The organism is Ruminiclostridium cellobioparum DSM 1351 = ATCC 15832, assembly GCF_000621505.1.
GTDB lineage: Bacteria > Bacillota > Clostridia > Acetivibrionales > DSM-1351 > Ruminiclostridium > Ruminiclostridium cellobioparum.
On sequence record NZ_JHYD01000009.1, the window covers coordinates 124,204 to 148,132 of the forward strand.

The 23,929-nt window shown below is 41.6% G+C and carries 23 protein-coding genes; 3 read left to right on the plus strand and 20 right to left on the minus strand.

The genetic code is table 11. The annotated features are described in order from the left end of the window. Positions 1 to 80 precede the first annotated feature (80 nt). The gene (locus T344_RS0106180) at positions 81 to 455 is read right to left on the minus strand and encodes a CoA-binding protein (protein WP_027627976.1); all 375 of its coding nucleotides are present in this window, start codon (positions 453 to 455) and stop codon (positions 81 to 83) included. A 222-nt stretch (positions 456 to 677) separates the two neighbouring features. On the opposite strand from T344_RS0106180, the gene T344_RS0106185 reads away from it, so the two are divergent. Beyond that, the gene (locus T344_RS0106185; RefSeq protein ID WP_027627977.1) at positions 678 to 1,196 is read left to right on the plus strand and encodes a hypothetical protein; all 519 of its coding nucleotides are present in this window, start codon (positions 678 to 680) and stop codon (positions 1,194 to 1,196) included. A gap of 402 nt (positions 1,197 to 1,598) precedes the next feature. Beyond that, positions 1,599 to 2,249 carry a superoxide dismutase gene (locus tag T344_RS0106190; RefSeq protein WP_027627978.1) on the plus strand — a complete coding sequence of 217 codons (651 nt, stop codon included), beginning with the start codon at positions 1,599 to 1,601 and terminating at the stop codon, positions 2,247 to 2,249. A 61-nt stretch (positions 2,250 to 2,310) separates the two neighbouring features. On the opposite strand, the gene T344_RS0106195 is transcribed toward T344_RS0106190, so the two are convergent. From T344_RS0106195 to T344_RS0106270, 16 genes are all read right to left on the minus strand, one after another. Next, the gene (locus T344_RS0106195; RefSeq protein WP_004620400.1) at positions 2,311 to 2,571 is read right to left on the minus strand and encodes a stage V sporulation protein S; all 261 of its coding nucleotides are present in this window, start codon (positions 2,569 to 2,571) and stop codon (positions 2,311 to 2,313) included. 141 nt (positions 2,572 to 2,712) lie between these two features. Beyond that, positions 2,713 to 3,708, minus strand: a complete 996-nt coding sequence (locus tag T344_RS0106200; RefSeq protein WP_051571619.1) for an elongator complex protein 3 — start codon at positions 3,706 to 3,708, stop codon at positions 2,713 to 2,715. A 35-nt stretch (positions 3,709 to 3,743) separates the two neighbouring features. After that, complete coding sequence (rnc, locus tag T344_RS0106205) at positions 3,744 to 4,460, minus strand: ribonuclease III (RefSeq protein WP_027627980.1); 717 nt, start codon at positions 4,458 to 4,460, stop codon at positions 3,744 to 3,746. A gap of 185 nt (positions 4,461 to 4,645) precedes the next feature. Beyond that, a complete protein-coding gene (gene fabF, locus T344_RS0106210; RefSeq protein WP_027627981.1) occupies positions 4,646 to 5,881 on the minus strand; it encodes a beta-ketoacyl-ACP synthase II in 1,236 nt (411 codons plus the stop codon). Positions 5,882 to 6,068: 187 nt separating this feature from the next. Further along, a complete protein-coding gene (acpP, locus tag T344_RS0106215; protein ID WP_004625729.1) occupies positions 6,069 to 6,296 on the minus strand; it encodes an acyl carrier protein in 228 nt (75 codons plus the stop codon). 144 nt (positions 6,297 to 6,440) lie between these two features. After that, positions 6,441 to 7,178, minus strand: coding sequence for a 3-oxoacyl-[acyl-carrier-protein] reductase (gene fabG / locus T344_RS0106220; protein WP_027627982.1), 738 nt, complete (start codon positions 7,176 to 7,178; stop codon positions 6,441 to 6,443). A 75-nt stretch (positions 7,179 to 7,253) separates the two neighbouring features. Beyond that, entirely contained in the window at positions 7,254 to 8,189 is a 936-nt protein-coding gene (gene fabD, locus T344_RS0106225; RefSeq protein WP_027627983.1) for an ACP S-malonyltransferase, read from the minus strand. Between the two features lie 32 nt (positions 8,190 to 8,221). After that, positions 8,222 to 9,223, minus strand: coding sequence for a beta-ketoacyl-ACP synthase III (locus T344_RS0106230; RefSeq protein ID WP_027627984.1), 1,002 nt, complete (start codon positions 9,221 to 9,223; stop codon positions 8,222 to 8,224). Next, on the minus strand, positions 9,204 to 10,232 hold the full coding sequence (gene plsX, locus T344_RS0106235) for a phosphate acyltransferase PlsX (RefSeq protein WP_034860675.1): 1,029 nt from the start codon (positions 10,230 to 10,232) through the stop codon (positions 9,204 to 9,206). The genes T344_RS0106230 and plsX overlap by 20 nt, the downstream gene beginning before the upstream one ends. 72 nt (positions 10,233 to 10,304) lie before the next feature. After that, positions 10,305 to 10,895: a transcription factor FapR gene (gene fapR / locus T344_RS0106240; protein WP_027627986.1), complete on the minus strand. Its 591-nt coding sequence runs from the start codon at positions 10,893 to 10,895 to the stop codon at positions 10,305 to 10,307. Positions 10,896 to 11,293: 398 nt separating this feature from the next. Continuing rightward, complete coding sequence (gene pgsA, locus T344_RS0106245) at positions 11,294 to 11,914, minus strand: CDP-diacylglycerol--glycerol-3-phosphate 3-phosphatidyltransferase (RefSeq protein WP_004625742.1); 621 nt, start codon at positions 11,912 to 11,914, stop codon at positions 11,294 to 11,296. Between the two features lie 106 nt (positions 11,915 to 12,020). Next, the gene (rimO, locus tag T344_RS0106250; protein WP_027627987.1) at positions 12,021 to 13,349 is read right to left on the minus strand and encodes a 30S ribosomal protein S12 methylthiotransferase RimO; all 1,329 of its coding nucleotides are present in this window, start codon (positions 13,347 to 13,349) and stop codon (positions 12,021 to 12,023) included. A gap of 305 nt (positions 13,350 to 13,654) precedes the next feature. Further along, entirely contained in the window at positions 13,655 to 14,275 is a 621-nt protein-coding gene (locus tag T344_RS0106255; RefSeq protein ID WP_027627988.1) for a regulatory protein RecX, read from the minus strand. 518 nt (positions 14,276 to 14,793) lie between these two features. Further along, complete coding sequence (gene recA / locus T344_RS0106260) at positions 14,794 to 15,828, minus strand: recombinase RecA (RefSeq protein WP_027627989.1); 1,035 nt, start codon at positions 15,826 to 15,828, stop codon at positions 14,794 to 14,796. Positions 15,829 to 15,909: 81 nt separating this feature from the next. Beyond that, the gene (gene murJ, locus T344_RS0106265; RefSeq protein ID WP_027627990.1) at positions 15,910 to 17,496 is read right to left on the minus strand and encodes a murein biosynthesis integral membrane protein MurJ; all 1,587 of its coding nucleotides are present in this window, start codon (positions 17,494 to 17,496) and stop codon (positions 15,910 to 15,912) included. A 142-nt stretch (positions 17,497 to 17,638) separates the two neighbouring features. Beyond that, a complete protein-coding gene (locus T344_RS0106270; protein WP_027627991.1) occupies positions 17,639 to 18,898 on the minus strand; it encodes a competence/damage-inducible protein A in 1,260 nt (419 codons plus the stop codon). A gap of 348 nt (positions 18,899 to 19,246) precedes the next feature. On the opposite strand from T344_RS0106270, the gene T344_RS0106275 reads away from it, so the two are divergent. Further along, positions 19,247 to 20,260: an SDR family oxidoreductase gene (locus T344_RS0106275; protein WP_027627992.1), complete on the plus strand. Its 1,014-nt coding sequence runs from the start codon at positions 19,247 to 19,249 to the stop codon at positions 20,258 to 20,260. 244 nt (positions 20,261 to 20,504) lie between these two features. Here T344_RS0106275 and T344_RS27705 read toward each other — a convergent pair whose 3' ends face one another. The 3 genes from T344_RS27705 to T344_RS0106290 all read right to left on the minus strand — a co-directional run bounded on the left by T344_RS27705 (position 20,505) and on the right by T344_RS0106290 (position 23,785). Beyond that, positions 20,505 to 21,851, minus strand: a complete 1,347-nt coding sequence (locus T344_RS27705) for a polysaccharide deacetylase family protein (RefSeq protein WP_051571620.1) — start codon at positions 21,849 to 21,851, stop codon at positions 20,505 to 20,507. Between the two features lie 125 nt (positions 21,852 to 21,976). Further along, complete coding sequence (locus T344_RS0106285; protein WP_027627993.1) at positions 21,977 to 22,408, minus strand: ACT domain-containing protein; 432 nt, start codon at positions 22,406 to 22,408, stop codon at positions 21,977 to 21,979. Between the two features lie 75 nt (positions 22,409 to 22,483). Then, on the minus strand, positions 22,484 to 23,785 hold the full coding sequence (locus T344_RS0106290; RefSeq protein ID WP_027627994.1) for a phenylacetate--CoA ligase family protein: 1,302 nt from the start codon (positions 23,783 to 23,785) through the stop codon (positions 22,484 to 22,486). Positions 23,786 to 23,929 lie beyond the last annotated feature (144 nt).

The following is a 23,929-nucleotide window of genomic DNA, read 5'->3' on the forward strand; positions in this document are numbered from 1 at the left end:
AATTTCCAAACTATTTCCCGAAGTCAATTACTATCGGCTGAAAGCCGATAGTTTGGGTTTAAGGCTGAAGCTTTGGTAAACTACCTTACCGATACCAGCACACAGGCCTGAACCTGCTGCAGGCCCAGGTCTTCTATCTGCTTCAGCAGTTCGGCATCATAGGTTCCCGGCTGGAGCCAGATATATTTTATGCCAAGCCTTGCAGCTTCATCGATAAAGGCTCTTCCCCTTTTTGGAGAGACAACCATATCAATTACTTCAGGGACAACCGGCAGAGATGTGATATCCTTATAGCATTTGTCACCTTCCACAGTATCGTACATTGGATTCACCGGATAAACCTCATAGCCTTTTGATTTCAGCTTTCTGAATATCATATTCCCATATTTCTCCTGATCCTGGTTTGCGCCGACTACGGCCCATATCTTTTTTCCAAGCATTATTTCTTCCAGCATAATATCCTCCTTATTTACCAAAGCTGATTTGGTATCATGGTTTAAAGCAATTCTGATACCTATTATTATCTCTTATAAAATAAAAATCAATATTTAATAATATATTCGGATTAATCGTAGCTTTATGCTGTTTACATAATTTCGTATAATTCGTAACCTTATAATCTCTCATAGCATAAAATATTCTGTAAGTATTTTACAAAGTAGAAGGAGGTTGGCCTGATGCCAAACGATTGGTCTAATAACCCATATATGCATATGATGAATCTCCCTCAGAAATACGAGCCAATGATGGAAATGCCCCAGGAACAGCTGGAATCAATGTTCCCAAGATGTTACTATATAATTTTTCCTGAAGTATCCCGTCACTGTGATAGAATGATTTCTAAAAAAGGAACAATGTATACTCCTACCCGTGAAGAATTGGAAAATATAGTCGATGATATCGACAATAGAGTCGGTCATGAGGTTGAAGCCGAATACGAGGATAATGAATACGCAGAAAATCCTGAAACTATGGGTACTTTTGAGAACTTCGAAAAAATGGGTGCTTTTGAGAATTTCCAAAAAGATCGTGACGATAGACAATTTGGTTTCGGAGGAGGTTTTTTCGGAGGAAGAAGACGGTTCCGCAGGGATTTGGTTTCTATCATCCTGTTAAGAGAATTGCTCAGAAGGAGACGCCGTCCTTTCCGCGATGATTATGGTTATGGTTATCCTGGAGGATACGGCTTCTATTAGTACAGTACAATTTCAATAAGTGGGAAGCTCATCAGAGGTACATGCCTGAAATCCCGGTGGAACACCAGTGTCTTAGCCGCAAATCCAATTTCAGGCAGTACTTTTTTTGTTTTTCTTTTTTTTACAGAATATCACAAGCATCAGTTCATTTTAATATAATAAAATAGGACTATTTGTTATATGTCCAGATTTAATATAAAACGAATTTATCTTGCGTTTTCATAACTATTTTGTAGCCGCTATTGCGGCTCAAAGCCATACATGGCTTAGGGAGGTTAGCTTGAAAGACTTCGCTAGCGCTCGTCTTCCAGAGTAACCTTTGAATGTCATCACAATTTATGGCCGCTATGCGGCTCAAAGCCATATCATGTCAAAGCCACAAATGTGGCTTAGGAGGTTAATATGTTAGCTAATATGGTACCTACAGGTCAGCACCAGCTGCCGCCGCTTCCCTACACTTATAGTGCGCTTGAGCCTGTGATAAGTCAGAATACTCTAAGACTGCATCACGATAAGCACCACAAGACCTACGTGGATGGCTTGAACAAAGCGGAAACAAGCCTTGAGCAGGCGCGGAGGAGCAACAATTATGATTTGATAAAATATTGGGAAAATGAGCTGGCTTTTAATGGCTCAGGACATATACTGCACAGTATTTACTGGACAATTATGGCCCCCTTGGGCATGGGCGGCAAGCCTGGTTCCAGTACGGTGAATCACATAATGGCATATTTCGGCAATTTTAACGCCTTCAAAGAACAATTTAAATCGGCGGCCGAGAAAGTTGAGGCTTCAGGCTGGGGAATACTTACCTGGCAGCCCACCTGGAAGAGGCTTGAAATATTGATGTCTGAAAAACATCAGAATCTTACACAATGGAGCGGCATCCCGATACTTGTCTGCGACGCCTGGGAACACGCCTACTACCTGGATTATCAGAATAACAGAAGAAAATATATTGATGCCTGGTGGGAGCTTATAAACTGGCATGAAGTGGAGCGGAGGCTTTTGATGGCTCTGAACGGCCAGGTAACACTTACCATGGGTATCTGACTCACTTGGCAGAAAATAATCAGGCTCGCTTTCCAGCGAGCCTGTAAATCCAATTTTTAAATTAGCGGGGCTGAATATAGAACTTAATGGCTGTTCTTTCCTCCCCATCGATATTAACCTCAGCAAAAGCAGGAACTGCAACCAGATCAATTCCATTAGGAGCAACAAATCCTCTAGTAATTGCAATTGCCTTAACCGCCTGATTCACTGCACCGGCGCCAACTGCCTGGATTTCCGCATAATTGTTGTCGCGTAATACAGCGGCTAATGCTCCAGCAACAGATTTGGGCTGCGAATTAGCTGAAACTTTTAGAACTTCCATAAATACATCCTCCTAAAAAATGCTTAATTAAAATAATAAAAAAAAATAATTTATATCTCTATCTATTAGTATTCTATATATTACTTCAAATTCCTTCTTTTTACATTTAAAAAATTGTATAAACATCAATGACTAAATTTGTCACGTTTTCACATTAAATAAATCGACTTTATCCTTAGCTGTAACCCTTATATTTCCGATGTTGAATTCATTCATGATTTTTCTGAGGTTTTCACGCTTTTGCCCTATAATATTCGATACATTTTGGGGACTGCATTCAATATTAATTTCCTTAATATTAAAAAGTCCGTTTTCCCGGAAATATTTCTCAAGCCTGTTTCTCATGAGCCTGGCCTGGACCAGCTGTCTGAAGGCGGGATGAAACGGGCCCGCTACCACATCGCCTGTTTCGCTGATGTTTTCTGTGGGCTGGAGTCCGATCCTGATAACATTTATATTATTTTCTTCATAAAGCTCCAAAAGCCGAGCAGATATGTCAACTGCCTCCTCCAGAGACAAAGGCGTATATTTTCCGGACTCATACATTTTTTGCAGGAAGGTGTCCCTTATTACAAGTGTGGGATATATTCTGACAATATCCGGGACTATGGCAATTACTGCTCTTGCCGTATTTAACGTCTTTTCCAGTGTATCACCGGGCAGGCCTATCATTGTCTGGATGCCCAGCGAAAACCCCTTTTCCCTGATCATTCGGGAAGCTTTTACGACTGTCTCCATATCATGGCCCCTGTTGCTGAAGTTCAAAACCTGGTTGTCAAGGCTTTGAGCCCCCAGTTCTATGGTCTTTACACCATACCCTGATAAAAAATCCAGAATATCATAATCAATATAGTCCGGTCTGGTTGAGAGTCGCAATTGCTTTACCTTGCCGGATTTTATATAACTTGCTCCTATCTCAAGATACCACTGCTGTTCTTCCTTTGGAATACCGGTAAAGCTTCCGCCGTAAAAGCCTATTTCAACAAAAGCCTCCCGGCTGGTTTGCAAATATTCTTCTATTGTTTTTCTTATATCTGCTTCGCCGGCCTCTCCGGCCTGTCCGCTGATGGTTTTCTGATTGCAGTATATGCAGTCAAAAGGACAGCCTTTATGAGGAACGAAAACAGGTATTACCATATGTTTTTTTATTTAAAACACTCCCCCGGTCTGTGTCATTGGGCCGGCAGCTTGTCCAAGGCATCCTTGGCAGCATTCTGCTCGGATTCCTTCTTTGAACGTCCGCTTCCCTGTCCGCAGACAATATTATTGATTTTAATTTGTGTGACAAAGGTCTTATTGTGATCGGGACCTCTCTCTTCAATAACTGTGTAAGTTATCTGCTGCTCACCCTTTTGCTGGATCTTTTCCTGCAATTGAGTTTTATAATCATAGAAAAGCTTCCCCTGCATACTGCTTTTAATGATACTCTCCATGTTTTTGAGAATAAAGGCTTTTGCCGTTTCAAAGCCCCCGTCAATATAAATTGCTCCAATCAAGGCTTCAAAAGCATCTGAAAGTATGGAGCTTTTTCTTCTTCCCCCCGAAAGCTCTTCTCCTTTTCCAAGCAGTAAAAGCTCTCCCAGATCAATATCTGACGCACACCTGGACAAGGAGTTTTCGCAAACGATTTTTGAACGGGTCACTGTCAGTTCCCCCTCCGGCAAATCAGGATACATATTATACAAATGTTCGCTTATTGTAAGGCTTAAAACAGAATCCCCAAGAAATTCTATCCTCTCATTGTACTTGAGCTTCCCCGCTTTTTTCTCATTGGCATAGGAACTGTGGGTTATGGCAGTCAAAACGGTACTTTTATCCTTAAATACATAATTGATTCTTTCCTCAATAATTGATATATTGTTTATTTCGTTTTTTGAATTATTACTCATTATTTCCTCCGTTGCTACCGCTGATAAATGTTATATTACCTTAATCTCCTCTCTGTCCTCCTTACCAAGGAAAAAGGTATTCTTGCGCAAGCTGTTTATTTATAAAAAAATAAAGGAAGGGATTATCCCCACCTTTATTTTATACTTTTATATTAATATCATCAATACAATATGTGCCTGTTGGCTTATTCATATTTCTTTAAACATAATGTTGCGTTATGACCGCCAAAACCAAGTGAATTTGACAATGCATATTTTATATCTGCTTTTCTGCCAGCATTTGGTACACAGTCAATGTCACATTCAGGGTCCTGATTCTGCACGTTTATTGTAGGAGGCAGAAAACCTTCCTTGAGAGCCATTGCGGTAGCAACAGCCTCAATTGCACCGGCGGCACCCAGCAGGTGACCGGTCATTGATTTTGTAGAACTCATTGCAAGGTTCTTTGCATGGTCACCGAATACCCTCTTTACAATGTTTACTTCGGTAGGATCATTTAACGGTGTTGAAGTACCATGTGCATTGACATAACCAACTTGTTCGGGTTTTATGCCTGCATCCTTGATGGCCATGTTCATACTTTTTACACCGCCGTCTCCGTCAGGATGAGGGGCAGTAATATGGTAGGCATCACAGGTACAGCCATAACCGACTATTTCAGCTATAATATTGGCACCTCTTTTAAGAGCATGTTCCAATTCTTCTACAATAAGAATAGCTGCGCCTTCCCCTGGAATGAAGCCATCCCTGTCCTTGTCGAAAGGTCTGCATGCGGTGTTGGGATCAGGGTTCTTCGACATGGCTCCCATAGAACAGAAACCTGCAAAGCTCATTATTGTGATGCAAGCTTCAGCACCGCCTGTTATCATAACGTCAGCATCACCGCGTTCAATTACCTTGAAAGCGTCTCCTATTGCATTGTTTCCAGTTGCACAGGCAGTGACGACACATTCGTTAAAACCTCTGAAGCCATACTCGATAGCTATTCTGCCCGCCGCCATGTTTGAAATCATCATGGGTATAAAGAATGGGCTTACTCTTCCAGGTCCTTTGTTAAGCATTACCGAGTGCTGATCTTCAAGGGTCTCCAGACCGCCGATACCTGAGCCCACTATTACACCGCATTTATCAAGGTCAAGGCTCTCCAGATCCAATTTTGAATTTTCTACAGCCATTTTTGCCGCAACCATTGCAAACTGGTTATATCTGTCCATTCTTCTGGCTTCTTTTTTGTCAATATATTGTGAAGCATCAAATTCTTTTATTTCGGCCGCAACTTTTGTTGAAAGGTTTGATACATCAATTCTTGTTACTTCGCTGATACCGTTTTTGCCTTCTTTAATGGCATCCCAGAATTGCTCTGCTCCCATTCCTAAAGAAGATACAACACCAGCACCTGTAATAACTACACGTCTGCTCATAAATTAAATTAACCTCCATATATTTTATTAATTTTAGAATTTACTTTGAGATCTATATAAATGTCCAGTGAACAACCGGACTAATTGACTGAATATATTTTAGCAGGAAAACTTTATTGATGCACTTTGAATAGGTTTGTCTTAAGCTGCTTATTACTAAAAAAAGTCCCGTATTGGGGACTTTTTTTTAAGTATTCTTTTGAATGTATTCAACAGCATCACCAACTGTAGTGATCTTTTCTGCTTCATTGTCCGGAATCTCAAGGCTGAACTCTTCTTCAAGTGCCATGATAAGCTCAACTATATCAAGAGAATCCGCTCCGAGATCATCTATGAAAGAAGATTCCATTTGTATATCGTCTTCTTCAACGCCTAACTGCTCAACAATTAACTTTTTAACTTTCTCGAAAACCATATATTCACCTCCTTCCAAAGGATGGTTTTATAAATCGCCACTATTCCCCAGTATGCAAAGCACACATTTGATTATATAGTATGCAATTTTAATAAAATTTAGCCTGCCTGCTTGAATTTAACAAGCACACACATGCTAATATTATTACATAACAAGTCCACCGTCAATATCTATTACTTGTCCGGTAACATAACCTGCTTCGTCTGATGCGAGAAAAGCCACAACATTTGCAACATCTTCAGGTGTCCCAAACCTTCCGAGTGCAATTTTTTCAAGGTACTTCCGCTTCAAATCCTCAGGTAATATTTCCGTCATATCGCTTTCAATCAAACCGGGTGTAACGGCATTACAGGTTATTCCTCTCGGCGCCAGCTCTTTTGCAGCAGTCTTGGTCAAACCAAGCATACCGCCCTTCGAAGCCGAGTAATTTGCCTGGCCTGGATTTCCATAAGCTCCGGCAACTGACGAAACATTTATAATTCTGCCATATCTCTTTTTAATCATTAGCTTGGCAGCTGCTTTTGTACAAAGAAAACAACCTTTAAGATTAATATCCAGGACGGTGTCCCAATCATCCTCAGACATCATTGCCATTGGTTTATCCTTTGTTATTCCGGCATTGTTGACCAGAATATCAACGCCTCCAAAGCTCTCCACTGCTTTTGCCATCATGGCCTTTACATCATCTGCATTTCTTACATCTCCAACAACTGCCGCCACCTTGATTCCCATTTCTTCAAGTTCAGAGGCTGTTTTAAGAACAGTATCAGATGTTCCTGTAAGAACTACATTAGCTCCCAATTTTCCAAGTTTCTCTGCAATAGCCCTCCCAAGTCCCCGTGAGGAACCTGTGATCACAGCAGTTTTTCCTTTGAATTGCATTTCTCTTACACCTCCAACATCAATAATTTCTTTAAGGTATACCGTTTGTGTTATTTCGGTACTATCTTATTAAAATTATTTTAATAATTCCTCTAAAGTTGCATTGAGGCTGTCAAGATTTTCAACATTGAGAACTTTTACATCCTTGTTTATTTTCTTTACAAAACCGCTGAGAACCTTTCCCGGTCCTATTTCAACAAAGGTGTCCACACCCTGCTCCAGCATGGTTTTTACACAATTCTCCCACAAAACAGAATTGCTTACCTGATTTATTAAAGTAGTTTTGACCTCATCCCTGTTTGTTACACATTGTGCCGTAACATTGACAATAACGGGTACCTTAATATCATTTAATGTGATTTTCTCCAGTTCTGCCGCAAGCTTTTCGCCTGCCGGTTTCAACAGACTGCAGTGGAATGGCGCGCTTACAGGCAGCATCATAGCCCGCTTTGCACCCTTTGCCTTGCAAAGCTCATTGGCTTTTTCCACCGCTGCAACTTCTCCGGCAATTGCAAGCTGGCCGGGGCAGTTAAAGTTTGCAGGTTCGCAAACGCCAACAGCAGATGCCTCCTTGCAGCTTTCAATTACAGAGTCATTGTCAAGGCCGATTATAGCCGACATTGCACCAACTCCCACAGGAACTGCTTCCTGCATGAATTTTCCTCTCTTTCTCACAAGAGCAACCGCATCTTTGAAGCCGATGGTACCTGCCGCAACATGAGCAGCATATTCGCCAAGGCTCAAGCCCGCAACAAAATCAGGTTTGATTCCTTTTTCAAGCAGTGGCTGCATACATGCTACACTTGTAGTAACAATAGTCGGCTGAGTATTTTCGGTAATTTTTAAAGTTTCATCATCACCGTTAAAAATCATTTCTTTTATATCAAATCCTAATGCCTCAGCAGCTTCATTGAATATTGCGTCAGCGCTCTTGTATTGAGCTGCAATATCTTTACCCATGCCTACATACTGAGCTCCCTGTCCGGGAAATATAAAAGCCAATTTGCCCATACAAACCTCCAAGTTAATATTATAAAATCAAATTATTTAGCCCATTTCAATGCTATGGAGCCCCAGGTCAAACCGCCGCCAAAGCCGACTAACACCATATTGTCGCCTTTTTTGAACTTTCCTTCCCTGTTTGCTTCATCCATAGCAACCGGAATTGACGCAGATGATATATTCCCGTATTTTTGTATGACGTAATGCAGCTTTTCATCTGCAATACCCAGCTTTTTTATGGCTCCGTCAATAATCCTGGTATTTGCCTGGTGAGGGAAGATGTAATCCAGGTCCTCAACTGACATATTCACATCTTCAAGTACTTTTACGGTTGCTGAAGACATGGCTTTTACAGCAAATTTAAATACTTCGGTTCCATCCATCCAGATTGAATTGTATTTCTCATTCGGCCTTTTTACTTTTTCAGCCTCAGTAAGGTAGAGATTTGGTATTGTTATATTCATACCTGCCGTACCATCTGATCCAAGATAGGAATTAAGTATTCCATGGCCTTCATCAACTTCTCCGAGAACTGCCGCACCGGCGCCGTCGCCAAAGAGCACGCAGGTATTTCTGTCTTTCCAGTCCACAACCTTTGAAAGTCCTTCACAGCCGATGACAAGCGCCTGTTTAAAGATTCCGTTGGCAATAAACTGCTGGGCAGTTACCAGTCCGTATATAAAGCCCGTGCATGCGGCATTTAAATCAAAGGCCGTTGCATTGCGGGCTCCTATTGCACCCTGGATTATACATGCTATTGATGGGGTCATATAGTCAGGTGATTCTGTTGCCAGAATTATAAGATCTATGTCTTCTGCCTGTACATTTGCATTTTCCAATGCTTTTCTGGCCGCCTCGATTCCCAGCTTATAGGCAGGCTCGTCGTCTCTTAGAATTCTTCTTTCGGAAATTCCAGTTCTTTTGATAATCCACTCATGAGATGTCTCAACCATTTGCTCCAAATCACTGTTTGTGAGCACTTTTTCGGGTAAACAGCTTCCTGTCCCCAATATTCCTACGTTTTTAGTCGATATCGTCTTCAGAGGGCTTCACCTCCATGTTTTTGAATTGTTGATTAATTTCTTCCACAATGCCATATTTAATTAAAGGTATTGTTCTTTTCAAAATTGCAGTTCTGATTGTCTTTGCTTTTGAAGATCCATGACTTTTTATCACAAGTCCGTTTATCCCCAGAACAGGTGCGCCTGAGAGTTCATCGGCATCAAATTTGTTTTTGAAATCCTTGAAAAAAGGCTTTATCAGAAGATAGCATATTTTTGTCAGGAGATTTTTTGTAAATATTTTCTTCAGTTCCCTCAGGAAAAGATCACCGGCACCTTCATATAACTTCAGCGCAACATTTCCCACATATCCGTCACATACGGCAACGTCCACATCACCGCCGGGGATATCATTTCCTTCTATATTACCTGCAAAATTGACAGCTGATGAAGATAAGCTCCCAAAAGCCTGCTTTAAGGTATCATTTCCCTTTGCGTCCTCAGAACCCACATTCAGCAGTCCAACTTTCGGGTTTTCAAGATTAAAGAGCAATTTCATATAAATTGAACCCATGATACCGAACTGCACATAGTTTACAGGTCTGCAAACCGTATTCATACCGGCGTCAATTATCAGGCACATATCCTTTTTTGTGGGAACCAGCGCAGGCATTGTAGGCCTGTCAATACCCTTCATTCTGCCAACTATGAGCAAAGCTCCCGCCATGAGGGCACCGGTATTTCCTGCCGACAGGAAAGCGTCACCCTTTTTTTCTTTTAAAAGCTTCAAACCGACAACCATTGATGAGTCTTTTTTACTTCTAATGGCTTTTGTGGGAGTATCACTGCCGGTAATTACTTCTGCGGCATTTACTATTTCAATTCTGTCTCTGTTGTAATCCCTTTTACCTAACTTTTCCTCTATAATTTCCTGCATTCCGACTAATGTGATTTTAAAACCGTCCTGCCTATCCAAAGCTTCAATGCATCCGTCAATAACAGCATCAGGAGCATTGTCGCCGCCCATAGCATCAACAATAATATTTATCATAATTTTAAATATCCTCCAATTAATAAGGAACAAGTATGTAATAACCTCTTTTATTTGTTTCTATAATAGTTATTACTTGCTTTGCTGTTCCCTTACAGTGCTTTTATCTATTGTGACCAGTATAAATTTACCTCTGAAGACTTCTACAGTTTTCTCATATATTTTTACCCAAACAATAAATCTATTCTTTCTGGAGTCTCTTACTTCAGCCTTTGCAACCAGCTTTGCACCAGAGTATACCGGTATTTTGTACTTTATGTTGGCTATCCCTACCAGTGCAACCTGTGCATCTATGACCGCTATGGCCAGAGTCTCTGCAAGTGAGTAAATATAGTGTCCTCTGACAATATGTGTTTTCTCAAAGGCCATCGTACTGTTTGTTTCCATAAGTGAAATGGCGCTCTGTCCCAGTTGTAGATCAATCAACTCTCCGATAAATTCCTTGCCTTCAATAGATTTAAGCTTTTCCTGATTGGATTCGGCAACATGCTTAATTCTTTCTCTGAGCTCCGGAATACCAAGCTCCAGTCTATCCAATCTTATAGTCGGCACACTTACCTTAAAAAAATCAGCCAATTCTTCATCTGTTAAAAACGGGTCATACTTGATTTTTTCAAGTAGAATTTTCTGTCTCTGTTGTTTCTGTGAAGACGATCTGCTCACTAACAACCACACCCCTTATAATAATTATAATTATTACCAGATACTAATTGCTGATAACAAAATTATATATTAACTTTATTATTATTGCAACTATTTTCTAATAATATTACCTGAATTTACTACGTTCCATATGGTCCGGCACACACAGAGAGATACTTTCCGGAGTTTCGGCCCATAAAAACAATAGCCTGTCCTGCAAGTCAGAAACCTGAAAGGAAGAATTTATTTATGACCTACACATAATATTATACAATAAATCTTCTTCCTATTCACAAAGTGATTTTATATTTAATTTATTTCCTTATGTTTGTTAAAAAAAGATGAGCCGCCCGGTATGGCCAACCGGGCAAAAAGGAATAGCCGCAAGTATTTACGGCTATGAATGGTGTCATATTAATTTACATTTCATCGGGTTTTATTACTTTTATATTCTTTGCAAAAAAATCAATTCCCGAATAAATAGTTACAACTACAGCAATAAACATAAGATAAGCATCTATTTGAATATCTGTGAACAATGAAAACGGGAAATTATTTAACAATGCTACCGATACTGCTACAGTCTGACAAACCATTTTTATTTTTCCAGATTTGTTGGCAGCAACCACCTGGCCTTCACCAGCAGCCACCAATCTCATCCCGGTTACAAGTAATTCTCTTGAAATTATTATCATGGCGGCCCAGCCTGTAACAACCTCTCTCTGTACCAGTGCTATCAACGCGGCAGTTATAAGCAATTTATCGGCTATGGGATCAAGAAATTTTCCAAAGGCGGTTACCATCTTGTGTTTTCTTGCTATATACCCGTCAACACCGTCGGTACTTGCTGCCAGAATGAACAGTGCGGCTGCCACATAAGTGCCGTAGCTGTTTATAAATTTATTGATTTCAAGCATCTCATTCCTGATAAAAGACAAAAGCGGAAGATTAACAGTGGCATCCGGTATTGGTATTACAAAAATCATGAACAGTGGAACTAAAGCTATTCTGGATATTGTTATTTTATTTGGTAAGTTCATTATAATCTCCCATCTACGCGCATAGCGCGTACGCAAATAGTAATGAAAAGCCGCTATGCGGGTTTTTGCTGCGTGAAATGCACAAATGAATGCTCAAATATATTTTTCACGCTATGACCTCTCCTATCAAATCATAATCTTCTGAATTTAAAATTCTGGTTTCAACAAAACACCCGGTTTCCAATGGTTCAGGACTTGTAAAATACACTGTCCCATCAATTTCAGGAGCTTCTGCATAAGTTCGTCCATAATAGAATATACCATCATCGGCAATCCCGTCAACAATGGCTTTATAAACTTTCCCAATTCTTTTGGCATTTATTTCCTTGCTGATTGAATTTTGCAGTTCTAATATTGTTTTTTGCCGCTTTACCTTGATATTTTTTCTTATTTGCCCTTTCATCCTGGCTGCAGGCGTTCCTTCTTCCTTTGAATAGGTGAATACACCCAGCCTGTCAAACCTGAATTCCCGAACAAAATCAGCCAGCTGCTGAAAATCCTCTTCTGTTTCCCCGGGAAAACCGACTATCAATGAAGTTCTTATTGAAATACCCTCTACCTTTTCCCGGAGCCCGGTAAGAGCATTTCTGATTTCGGCTATTGTTCCCCTTCTTCCCATCAGCTTCAATATCCTGTCAGAGGCATGCTGAACCGGAATATCCATGTATTTGCAAACCTTTGGATTTGAAGAGACCTCCTCTATCAATTCATCGTCAATTTCTTCGGGATAACAGTATAACAGTCTTATCCATTCAATTCCCTTAAGCTTTGACAATTCCCTTATCAATTCCGGAAGCATTTTCCTGCCGTATATGTCAATGCCGTACCGTGTGGTATCCTGAGCCACAAGAATTAATTCCTTCACCCCGTTTTCGGCCAGAGCTTTGGCCTCTTTGACAAGGGCTTCAATTTTTCTGCTTCTGTAAGCTCCTCTTAAATATGGAATAATGCAATAGGTACAACGGTTGTCACAGCCTTCGGATATCTTCAGATAAACCGAATGTCCGGAGGACGAAATAATCCTCTCCTCATCCAGATAGTCTGTTTCATTAAGTTTTCCGTAGGAAACGACTTTTTCGCCCTGATATGCCCTGTTTATTACCTCTGCTATTTCCTTATAATTACCCGTTCCCAAAACGGCATCTACTTCCGGTATCAAGTCAAGGATTTTTTCCCTGTATCTTTCGGCCATACAGCCGGTAACTATGAGAACCTCACAGCTGCGTTTCTTTTCCTCTGCCATCTCAAGGATAGTATTTATTGATTCCTGCTGGGCAGATTCTATAAAGCCGCAGGTGTTAACTATAAGGATGTCGGCATTCTCCTTATGGTTAACGATTTCGTAATCCGCATGTTTCAGCATACCCAGCATGATCTCGCTGTCCACCAGATTTTTCGGGCATCCTAAAGACACTATACCTATTTTTTTATTCACCAATTACACTCCTCAATTTTGTTTTATGTTATCTGCATCAAAAATTTACAACGAATTCAGCCATATAGTACACAGAAGTCCTCAAATATTATTCTATAAAACAAGACTCTAGTAAAAATTATTTAATAATATTAATAACTTGTCAATGTTTATAGAGAAATTTATATTTTTAAAATTCTTTCCTTTACAGCTTATGGTACAATAAGATTGTATTTAATTCTACAAATTTGGTAATTCGGTGATTATATTTTCAGAATATGAAACATGTGACGAAATGTGCACAACGGCAATTTATGTTTAAAAATTCAATCATCAGGTAGAAACTCACTGACAGCTTTTGATATCTGACTGTAGCTGAATCCCCTGCTCATTAGAAAAATCTTCATTTTTTGAATGATTTTTTCATCAAAGCTGGTATACTTTGAATATCTTTTTCTTAAAAGTTGGAGGGCAACCTCCCCTTCATCAAGTTCAAACTCTTCAAGGGCACTGCTTATAATATCCTCCTTAATACCTTTCTGGCTCAATTCTATTGATAAGAGTTTGGCCGATTTCGGCTTAAGTTTTGATTTTTCAGATATGTATTTGCAGGCATAATTAAAGTCGTTTATATAGTTTATCTCCTTTAAACTGTCAATGACTTTTTCAATTGTGCTTTCTTCATACCCCATATCCGAAAGCTTTTGGGACACCTCATATGCTGTGCGAAGCTTGGTGGCAAGAAAACTGACCCCAGCACTCCTGGCAGCAGCATAAACTTCAGTGTCCAATAAATATTTTAAAACTTCTTCCGTAATGCTTTTACCCTCTTTCAGTTCAAGCAGCTCAATACGCTTTTTGGGTAAACTGAAAGTAATATTGTTATCAAGGATTACGGCAGCCATTGAGGAAACTTTTTCATTCTTCTCTATCCCAATTATTCTCATAAAAACCCCTTACCAATTCTAAAAGGCATACCGGACAAACAAAGCCTGATAAGCGGGCTCTAATCCGGTATGCCAAAATAATTTGTGATTTTTTAATATTTAAATTAACACAATGTGCTAGTTAATTTAAATTTTGCTTTACGTGTGTGATTTTTTTATATCAAATGGTAACTTCCGTACTAACTTCATGAAATAAGAAGCCACCCAAAACAATTGCGAAAATTGCATCGCCTCATTTAAAGCGGTTTTGCCGTCGCTCAAACTCGACATCCTGTCTCGATTTGAAGCTCAAAGCAGCATCCTGCTGCTTTGCCGGCAAAATCGCTTTACCTTTGGCGGCAATTTTTTGCAATTATTTTTAACCGTGTCTCTTATTTCATGAAGTTGTCCTCGCGTACCATTTGATTTCAATTAAATTACTTAAATAAAGACATTACAGATAATAATTAACCTATTATGCTAATTGAAATATTGTTTTGCTTTGCAAATAGATTTATTTTTTGAAATCATTTAAATGATCAGTCCAGTTCTTCCTCTTCAACTTCCTCCGCGGATTCTTTTGCTACAGGTGCCACTGTCATATTGCTTCTGACCAGCTTTTCTATTTCCATACACATTGCTGGATTTTCCTTCAGATATTGCTTTGCGTTTTCTCTTCCCTGTCCGATACGCTGCCCATTGTAGGAGAACCATGCACCGCTCTTGTTTACGATTTCACTGTTTACAGCTATGTCAAGGATACTGCCTTCTCTGGAAATACCTTCACCATAAACTATATCAAACTCCGCTTCTTTAAAGGGTGGTGCAATTTTATTTTTGACAACCTTCACCCTGGTCCTGTTTCCTACCACTTCATTGGCCTGCTTGATGGATTCTATTCTTCTTACATCGAGACGTACCGAAGAGTAAAATTTTAAAGCTCGTCCTCCCGGAGTTGTCTCAGGGTTTCCGAACATAATACCGACCTTTTCACGAAGCTGATTTATAAATATGGATGTGGTCCTGGACTTGCTGATAACACCTGCCAGCTTTCTAAGTGCCTGGGACATAAGTCTGGCCTGCAGACCCACATGAGAATCACCCATCTCGCCGTCGATTTCCGCTTTTGGCACAAGAGCTGCTACAGAGTCAACGACAATGACATCTATGGCTCCGCTTCGCACAAGAGCTTCTGTTATTTCCAGAGCCTGCTCCCCCGTATCGGGCTGTGAAACTATCAAATTATCTATGTCAACCCCAAGTTTTTTTGCATAAACAGGATCAAGGGCATGCTCTGCATCAATAAATGCAGCCTCACCGCCCGCCTTTTGCGCTTCGGCAATTATATGCAAGGCTACGGTCGTCTTACCTGAAGACTCCGGTCCATATATCTCAACAATTCTCCCCCTGGGCACTCCGCCAACGCCAAGAGCGATATCCAGGCTTAAGGATCCTGTGGGAATAACTTCTACGTTCATGTGTGCGTTCTCGCCCAATTTCATAACGGCGCCTTTGCCAAATTGTTTTTCTATCTGGCCAAGAGCCATTTCAAGTGCTTTTTTCTTTTCTAACATGGGGTGACCTCCTCACAATTATAGAACATTTGTTCTGTTTTTATTATATAGATTTTTATTAATTAAGTCAACTTAAAATTTTTATTTTTTCAGTATTCTGGCAAACCTTCCTGAAAGTTTGTTTTTAAATGCTACGGCTTCTTCAACCCTGAGCAGCATTGTAACGCCAAAATATACCAGGGCTCCCGCAACGATTTCGGTACCCAGCACCGCTATCTCCACAAGCTTGGAATGCATTGAATAGGTCTGTGTAAAATCAACAGGCAGCAATTTATTTACGGTAAATATCACCGCCCCCATGACTATTGCGGCTTCCACAAGCTTGACAGAATAAACCGCAAGCCCTTTCCAATTCATCCCGTTCATTTTCCTTGACAATATGTACATCATCAAAGACATGTTCACCAGACTCTGAATGGAATATGAAAGCGACATGCCGGCAGGTCCCAGGTTTGCATTGAGAAAAATATAGCAAAGCGCAAAATTGAGTACTACTGAAACAATCCCGGCATAAAGCGGTGTTTTGGTATCATTGTTTGCATAAAAAGCTCTGTTCAGAAGGGCAAGCATGGACTGGGCAAGCATGGCCGCCGTGAACAGCAGCAGGATGCTCCCTGCCATGACAATCCTTTCACTGCCGATGTTTGATGACCACTTGTAAACCACGCTGATCACAGGTTCTGGCATAACTATGAAGGCCATGGCAGACGGTATTATGAGATAGAGAATTGTTTTAAAGGCACCGTTTAGGATATTCTTGAATTCATCCACCTGCTTTAACGCCAGCTTTTCAGACAGAGTCGGCAAAAGTGCCGTCCCCAGCCCCATTGCAAATATGCCGTAGGGCAGCTGCCAGATATCATTTGCATTGTAATACGCCGTAATGTTTCCTTCATGCTTGAACATGGATATAAAATTCAGAGATATCAGAATATTCACCTGTACTATGGCAGATGCGGCCAGAGACGGTATTGCAAGTTTGAACAGCCTCCTGAAGCCGGTATGCTTCCAGAACAATTTAGGTCTGTAAAACTTGAAGTTCGGAAGTGCAAATGAAATCTGAATCAGGAAATACATTATGGCACTGGCCAGTACGCCAATTGCCACATACTTGACTCCGAACCGGCTGAGCACCAGTATGCTCAAGGCTGTTCCCAGGTTGTACAGCGACGGTCCGTAGGCCGCTGCCGCAAACCTCTGGTATGAATTCAGTACTCCGTTTGTCATCCCTGCCAGCATCATAAAACCCACCGAGGGGAATAGGATGCGCGTCAGCTGGATGGTCGTTTCCCTCACTTCGCCTTCAAGCCCCGATGCTGTCATGGAAACGACCCAGGGGGCAAAAATTACCCCAAGGGTGCTCACCGCCAGCATACTCAGAAATATGACATTTATAAAGGTCCCTACGGCTTTCCAGCCGTCTTCCTCCTCACCTCTGGCCAGATAGCCCGAAAGTATGGGGATCAATGCAGCAGATATTGCGCCGCCGATAAGCAGATTGTACATCAGGTCGGTGGTCCTGAAAGCCGCCAGAAGCGAATCCGACTGGGACGCCGTAAGCAAATTGTTAATCAGTATGGTCCTCACATAACCGGTTATTCTGCTCACTACCAGGGATGACATTACTATAATGGCGGCGGCTGTAATTTTTTTATTATTTGAGCTCAACGTAACCTCCTAAGCCATAGCCATGCTATGGCTTTGAGCCGTACAGCGGTCATTTCTCCAGTAATGCAAAGACTTGCCCCATATCCCTTATAAGCGGATAAAGGAGGTTAACCGGCCATGCGGCATTAGCTTTTCTTTTGTATTATTCCTTGTCGCCGGTGTCAATTTCAAGACCGGAAACATGCCTTCTTATCATGTCAAAAACATGCAGGGCAGTGATAGTTCTGATTCTCTTCCTGTTTCCAAGCAGTCGGAGTTCTTTTGTAACTGTGCCCTTTTCAGAGGAAAGACCGATATACACCAGTCCTACCGGCTTCTCGGGCGTGCCTCCGTCCGGGCCTGCTATGCCGGTAACAGCCACCCCGATGTCGGTCTTTAATCTGCTTCTGACCCCGGCGGCCATCTCCTCTGCTGTCTGGCGGCTCACAGCACCATATTGCAGCAGGGTATCTCTTCTCACTCCAAGGCATTCTTCTTTTGCATCATTTGAATAAGTTACCGCACCGCCCATAAATACACTTGATATTCCAGGTATGTTGGTCAGCATCTGGGATATGAGGCCGCCGGTACAGGATTCGGCTGTTGCCAGGGTAAGTTTGTGCCTGAATAAAAGCTCTGCCGCCACCTGGTCAAGAGTGCGGTCTTCTTCCGAATACAGACTGTCACCGGTTCTTTTCCTTATTTCCTCAATTACCGGGCCAAGCAGCTTTTCAGCATCCTTCCCCTGTTCAACCCTGGCAGATACCCTTATGGTTACTTCACCCTCCTTGGCATAGGTCGCTATGGTAGGGTTTGTCTGACCTTCGATCAGATCCAGGATTTTTGTCTCCATGGCCGACTCGCCTATCCCAAACACTCTCAGGAACTTCGATTCTATGGTATAGCTGCTTCTCTCCCTGAAATAGGGAAATACAGAGTCGTCAAACATCGGCTTCATTTCGGACGGAGGGCCTGGCAGCATGACGATTACCTTTTCCCCCTGCTCTATTATACAGCCCGGAGCTGTGCCGCTATTATTTTCGAGTATCGTGCAGTTCTCGGGCATATACGCCTGCTTTTCATTATTATGTGTCATTTCCCTGCCGATTTTTTTAAAAAATGCTTTGATGGCATCAAGGCTTTCCTGATGGAGTACCAGCCTTCTGCCGCAAACCTCTGAAATGGTTTCCTTTGTCAGATCGTCCTGGGTGGGGCCAAGGCCTCCCGTCGTTATTACCACATCACATCTCTTCAAGGCAAGTTCCAGGCTTTCTCTCAATCTTTCGGGATTGTCTCCAACCACACTGTGATAATAAACACTGATGCCCACATCCGGCAGCTTTGAAGACAGGTACTGTGCATTTGTATTTACAATCTGCCCCATGAGCAGCTCGGTTCCAACAGCTAATATTTCTGCTTTCAACTACAGTCATCTCCTTATGGTTTTTGGTACACAACAAATTAGAACTAATTATTATTTCTTTAAATATTATACCAACCTGTTGGCAAAAAGTAAGCTGTTAATGAATAAAAAGATTAAACGGAAGATTAATGTTATAAATGAGATATCCCTGAAGCCGGGAAGAAATTTTATGAGTTCGAATTGATCAATACTGAAATGTATTGTATAAATTATACCATATTTCCCATAAAATGCAATATTTTTTTACTTTTCAGCAGTAGCTTCCTGCTACTATCATATTTTACCAATCCGTTATATAATAGTTCTATAGTTCTTAAACTTTAAAATTATCTTTCGGGAGGAATTTTCATGAAAGCTTTATTTATCGGTGGTACAGGTACAATCAGCACTGCTATTTCAAGTTCTCTGGTCCGGCAGGGCTGGGAATTATATTTATTAAATCGTGGAAATAATACTGACCGTGTTCCTGAGGGTGCAAAGGTCATCAAGGCCGACATAAATGATGAAGCAAAGGCGGCAGCCCTTATAAAAGACCTTGACTTTGACGTTGTTGCTGATTTTATTGCTTTTGTACCTTCCCAGGTTGAACGAGATATAAGACTTTTTTCAGGCAAGACCAGGCAGTATATATTCATCAGTTCGGCTTCGGCATACCAGAAGCCTCTTTCGGATTACAGAATAACCGAATCCACCCCCCTGTCGAATCCATATTGGGAATACTCAAGAAATAAAATTGCATGTGAGGAATTACTTATTTCCGAGTACCGTAAAAATGGGTTTCCCGTCACCATCGTCCGTCCAAGCCACACTTATGACGACCGCAGCATACCTCTCGGGGTGCACGGCGACAAGGGAAGCTGGCAGGTGGCCCGACGGATGCTGGAAAACAAACCTGTGATAATCCACGGTGACGGTACTTCCCTGTGGACTCTCACTCATAACAGTGATTTTGCAAAAGGTTTTATAGGCCTGATGGGAAATATTCATGCTGTTGGTGAGGCTGTGAACATAACCTCTGACGAAAGTCTGACCTGGAATCAGATTTATGAAATCATAGCTGCGGCATTGGGTGTCAAGCTCAATGCGGTACACCTTCCGTCAGATTATCTTGCCGCCTGCAGCAATTATGATTTTACAGGTTCTCTCATAGGCGACAAGGCAAATACCGTAGTATTCGACAACTCAAAGCTGAAAAGGCTTGTGCCCGGTTTCAATGCAACGGTCCGCTTTGACCAGGGGATTAAAATAATTCTGGACAAGGTCCTGTCAAATCCCGAACTGCAAAAGGCAGACCCTGAGTTTGACTCCTGGTGTGACAGGGTTATAGAAAATTACCGCGGCTCCATAGTGCCATTGACTTAACATGTTGCACCGGTTAAAATTGGCTTTAACTTCACATTCAGGCAATTAAGATGATTATACTGGTACGCGGGTACAACTTCAAGCAATGGATAGCACGGCAAAAATGCTTGTTGTGAACCGTACTATTTCAAGTAAGCGCTTTGTGTGCAATCCATTGCTTGAGTTGTATGGAAGTACCAGTATAATCAGTAACAATTTTTCAACAAATTGATTACTTATCCTGCACAACGCGTTAACCCGGCTTTTATTTGAAGGCAGGCCGGACAGGGTCAAGTATTTTTCCGGCGTCAAACAACTCCTTCATACATTCCGGTTTATGAAACATTTTATATCCGTCAAGATCAATTCTCTCCATATATGCATTATCTTTGTATAATATGTAATCAGGCGTAGGCCCCACACCGCAGTATACATTAAAGCTCTGGCTGACTATGTAGCGCATTCTGGCATCGTTCTGTTTGAAGGTTGCTCCAAACGGGGATATGTATAAATTGGTTTCACCCACAATGCTTCCTACTTCATCCCTCCACCGTTTTGTATCATATTTAAGAAAATCAAGTGTAATAGTGCCTTCGGAAAAGGTTCTCCTATGGGTATAGCTGTGGCTTGCAAAAGCCCAGCCCGTCTCTTTAAGTTTTTCTATAACAGGCAGCACGCTTTCCTTCTCTGTCTGCCAGGAGGAATTGTCGTGATTGGTCCTGTATCCCAGAATTCCTTCGTACCCTGTCAATGCCAGGGTACCCTTGGCCCCCTTAAAGGAGAAGTCCGGGTTTTGATCTACAAAATTATTTAAAATGGGAACCACATCTCCATCGGGTGAAACTATTTCATTTCCCTGGGGGGTTTTCACAAGTGAAGCCAGCTTTCCCTCCTGATCAATTACCAGCTTCTTTGCAAAGCCGTCATTCTCCATGTATTTGTAATAGCTCATATCATCCACTGAAATAATCAAAGGCTTCTGCCCTTCAGGGAGAAAAATATCCTGCTTTTGCATTTTTCCGGAGGAATCCATCTTGAACATATCTCTCAGGTCGACCAGAGTATAACCCCTGTCATACATTTCCTGTATCATCATTTTAAATTCCTTTACGGTGGTCATCCAGTAGTTATACCCCTGTTCCATGGAGTCACCGGTAAAGCACAGCTCGGGATAAACTATCAGGCTGTGAAAAAACACATGATATACAGGGCCTTTATAAATGACCGTCTGCTTTTCCAGATTGTCCGCCCTGTCTTTTACGGCTAAAAGCTCCTTATCATTGGGATATTCCTCCAGAGACTTTTCCAACAACAGACCTGCCTGCTTATAATGAGTCTGCTCAATCAACTTTTCAGCATCCGATATAATGGCATTTTTAATAGTCGCGCCGGCTGGGCCGCTCTTATTGTCCCTTGGTGAAATTCCATCCACCCTGGAGTTTTCCGTCCCATTATCGGTTATGGACGTTTCTGTCGTCCCGCCTGAGGACAAAGCTCCGGAAACCGTTGTAGTCTTTGTAAAGGTAGATGGAAAAAGGAAACTTATACAGATTATAATAAGGATTATGGAAATGGACCCCAGAACCAGGATAAAAGTAAATTTTTTACTCATTTTGATTTCTCCCAATATATAACATTTTTTATTAAAAAACCCCATAAATCCATATTATAATAAATAATAAAAAAAAGCCAGAGAATACATCCTCCGACTTCTTTACAATATTGTAACCTTTACATTTACATGCAATATACCTGCTGACTTGGTATTATGGATATGTCGCAGCTTGACAGGGTCTTTACGGCCTCGTCGGGATTTTCAACCCTCAGTATGACAAAGGCTTCATTTCCTGTTTTGCCTACAAAAGCATACATATATTCAATGCTTATATTGTTTTCATTGAGAATATCCAGGGCTTTCGCCAGGCCTCCGGGCTTATCCTCCACCCCGATTGCAATTACACTTGTGCAGCTTACCGTAAACTGGTCGTCGCTTAATATTCTTTCTGCTTCCTCGGGTTTGTTGACTATCAGCCTTAGAATACCAAAATCAGTGGTATCGGCAATTGAAAGAGCACAAATATTAATATGATTATCAGCCAGGGTTCTGGTTACATCCGCCAAGCGGCCGGACTTGTTTTCCAGAAATACAGATATCTGTTTTACCAGCATGTTACAGGCCTCCTTTTTATTATCATATTCTAAAGTCTTTTCATTAAAGACCTTTTTGTATTATAGAGCTGCAGTTTATAATACCCTCTTGTCAATTACTCTCTTGGCCTTGCCTTCACTGCGCTGGATGGATTTGGGCTCCACCAGCTTTATCTTTGCGCTGATTCCAAGAGTACTTTCAATCTCTTTCCTGATCTTTCTTTCAATATCCTCCAGCTTCTTAACTTCGTCCGAAAACAGCTGGGGAGTTATTTCAACCTGTATTTCAAGTGTATCAAGATTGTCCTTTCTGTCAACTATCAGCATGTAGTGCGGTGCAGTTTCGCCTATTGACAGCAGAACACTTTCAACCTGCGAAGGGAATACGTTTACACCCCTTATGATTAACATGTCATCTGTTCTTCCGGTCACCTTGTTCATTCTGGCCTCTGTACGGCCGCACTTGCAGGGTGCATAATTCAAGGAGGAAAGATCTCTTGTCCTGTATCTTATCAGCGGCAGCCCCTCCTTGGTAATGGTTGTAAATACTATTTCACCCTGCGCTTCTTCGGGCAGTACCTCTCCCGTTTCAGGATCAATTATCTCAGGGATAAAATGGTCTTCCGGAATGTGCATGCCGCACTGGTATTCGCATTCACAGGCCACACCGGGGCCTATTACCTCGCTCAGCCCGTATATGTCAAAAGCTTTGATATTAAGTCTTTGTTCAATTTCCTTCCTCATGCTTTCAGACCAGGGCTCGGCGCCGAAAATACCCGCTTTAAGCTTGAGTTCCTCAGGTTTGATGCCCAGTTCCTGCATCTCTTCGGCCAGATATAAGGCATATGATGGAGTACATGCAATATGGGTTGTCCCGAAATCCTGCATGAGGGACAGCTGGAGTTTTGTGTTGCCTGAGGAAGTTGGGATTACCGTGGCTCCCAGATATTCACCGCCGTAGTGGGCGCCCAGACCTCCTGTAAACAGGCCATAGCCGTAGGAAACCTGCAAAAAGGAATCCTTCCCTGCTCCGGCGCCTGCAAAGGTACGGGCCATAACCTCGGCCCAAACCTCAATATCATTTTTCGTATAACCTACTACCGTCTTTTTGCCGGTGGTACCGGAGGAAGCATGAACTCTGACAATCTCATTCATGGGTGCTGCAAATAATCCAAACGGGTATGTATCTCTCAAATCCTGCTTATAAGTAAAAGGCAAATGCTTCAAGTCGTCCACCGACTTGATATCTCCGGGTAAAATACCTTTTTCATCCATCTTTTTCCTGTAGTGCGGTACATTGTCATACACCCTGTTAACTGTTTTTATGAGCCGTTCGGTCTGAACTTTTCTCATTTCGTCTCTGGACATACATTCATATTTCTCGTTCCAATAAGACATAATACAATCCCTCCAAGATTCAGATATTTAGTTTAAGGCATGGCAAATGCAAAGCATTTATCAATACCTCTTTATATTTCGCCAAACATCCCACCCCGGAATGGCTTTCAGGGTTTACAGCAGCGCCGCCCCACACAAAAGCAA

Bases quoted from the DNA above. Each gene is read 5' to 3' on its own strand.
- T344_RS0106185 (WP_027627977.1), top strand. From the start codon at position 678: ATGCCAAACGATTGGTCTAATAACCCATATATGCATATGATGAATCTC.
- T344_RS0106255 (WP_027627988.1), bottom strand. From the start codon at position 14,275: ATGAGAATAATTGGGATAGAGAAGAATGAAAAAGTTTCCTCAATGGCT.
- T344_RS0106275 (WP_027627992.1), top strand. From the start codon at position 19,247: ATGAAAGCTTTATTTATCGGTGGTACAGGTACAATCAGCACTGCTATT.
- T344_RS0106285 (WP_027627993.1), bottom strand. From the start codon at position 22,408: ATGCTGGTAAAACAGATATCTGTATTTCTGGAAAACAAGTCCGGCCGC.
- pgsA (WP_004625742.1), bottom strand. From the start codon at position 11,914: ATGAACTTACCAAATAAAATAACAATATCCAGAATAGCTTTAGTTCCA.
- fabD (WP_027627983.1), bottom strand. From the start codon at position 8,189: ATGGGCAAATTGGCTTTTATATTTCCCGGACAGGGAGCTCAGTATGTA.
- plsX (WP_034860675.1), bottom strand. From the start codon at position 10,232: ATGATAAATATTATTGTTGATGCTATGGGCGGCGACAATGCTCCTGAT.
- T344_RS0106180 (WP_027627976.1), bottom strand. From the start codon at position 455: ATGCTGGAAGAAATAATGCTTGGAAAAAAGATATGGGCCGTAGTCGGC.
- T344_RS0106290 (WP_027627994.1), bottom strand. From the start codon at position 23,785: ATGTCTTATTGGAACGAGAAATATGAATGTATGTCCAGAGACGAAATG.
- T344_RS0106190 (WP_027627978.1), top strand. From the start codon at position 1,599: ATGTTAGCTAATATGGTACCTACAGGTCAGCACCAGCTGCCGCCGCTT.
- fabF (WP_027627981.1), bottom strand. From the start codon at position 5,881: ATGAGCAGACGTGTAGTTATTACAGGTGCTGGTGTTGTATCTTCTTTA.
- T344_RS0106195 (WP_004620400.1), bottom strand. From the start codon at position 2,571: ATGGAAGTTCTAAAAGTTTCAGCTAATTCGCAGCCCAAATCTGTTGCT.
- rnc (WP_027627980.1), bottom strand. From the start codon at position 4,460: ATGAGTAATAATTCAAAAAACGAAATAAACAATATATCAATTATTGAG.
- recA (WP_027627989.1), bottom strand. From the start codon at position 15,828: ATGTTAGAAAAGAAAAAAGCACTTGAAATGGCTCTTGGCCAGATAGAA.
- fabG (WP_027627982.1), bottom strand. From the start codon at position 7,178: ATGCAATTCAAAGGAAAAACTGCTGTGATCACAGGTTCCTCACGGGGA.
- T344_RS27705 (WP_051571620.1), bottom strand. From the start codon at position 21,851: ATGAGTAAAAAATTTACTTTTATCCTGGTTCTGGGGTCCATTTCCATA.
- acpP (WP_004625729.1), bottom strand. From the start codon at position 6,296: ATGGTTTTCGAGAAAGTTAAAAAGTTAATTGTTGAGCAGTTAGGCGTT.
- T344_RS0106200 (WP_051571619.1), bottom strand. From the start codon at position 3,708: ATGGTAATACCTGTTTTCGTTCCTCATAAAGGCTGTCCTTTTGACTGC.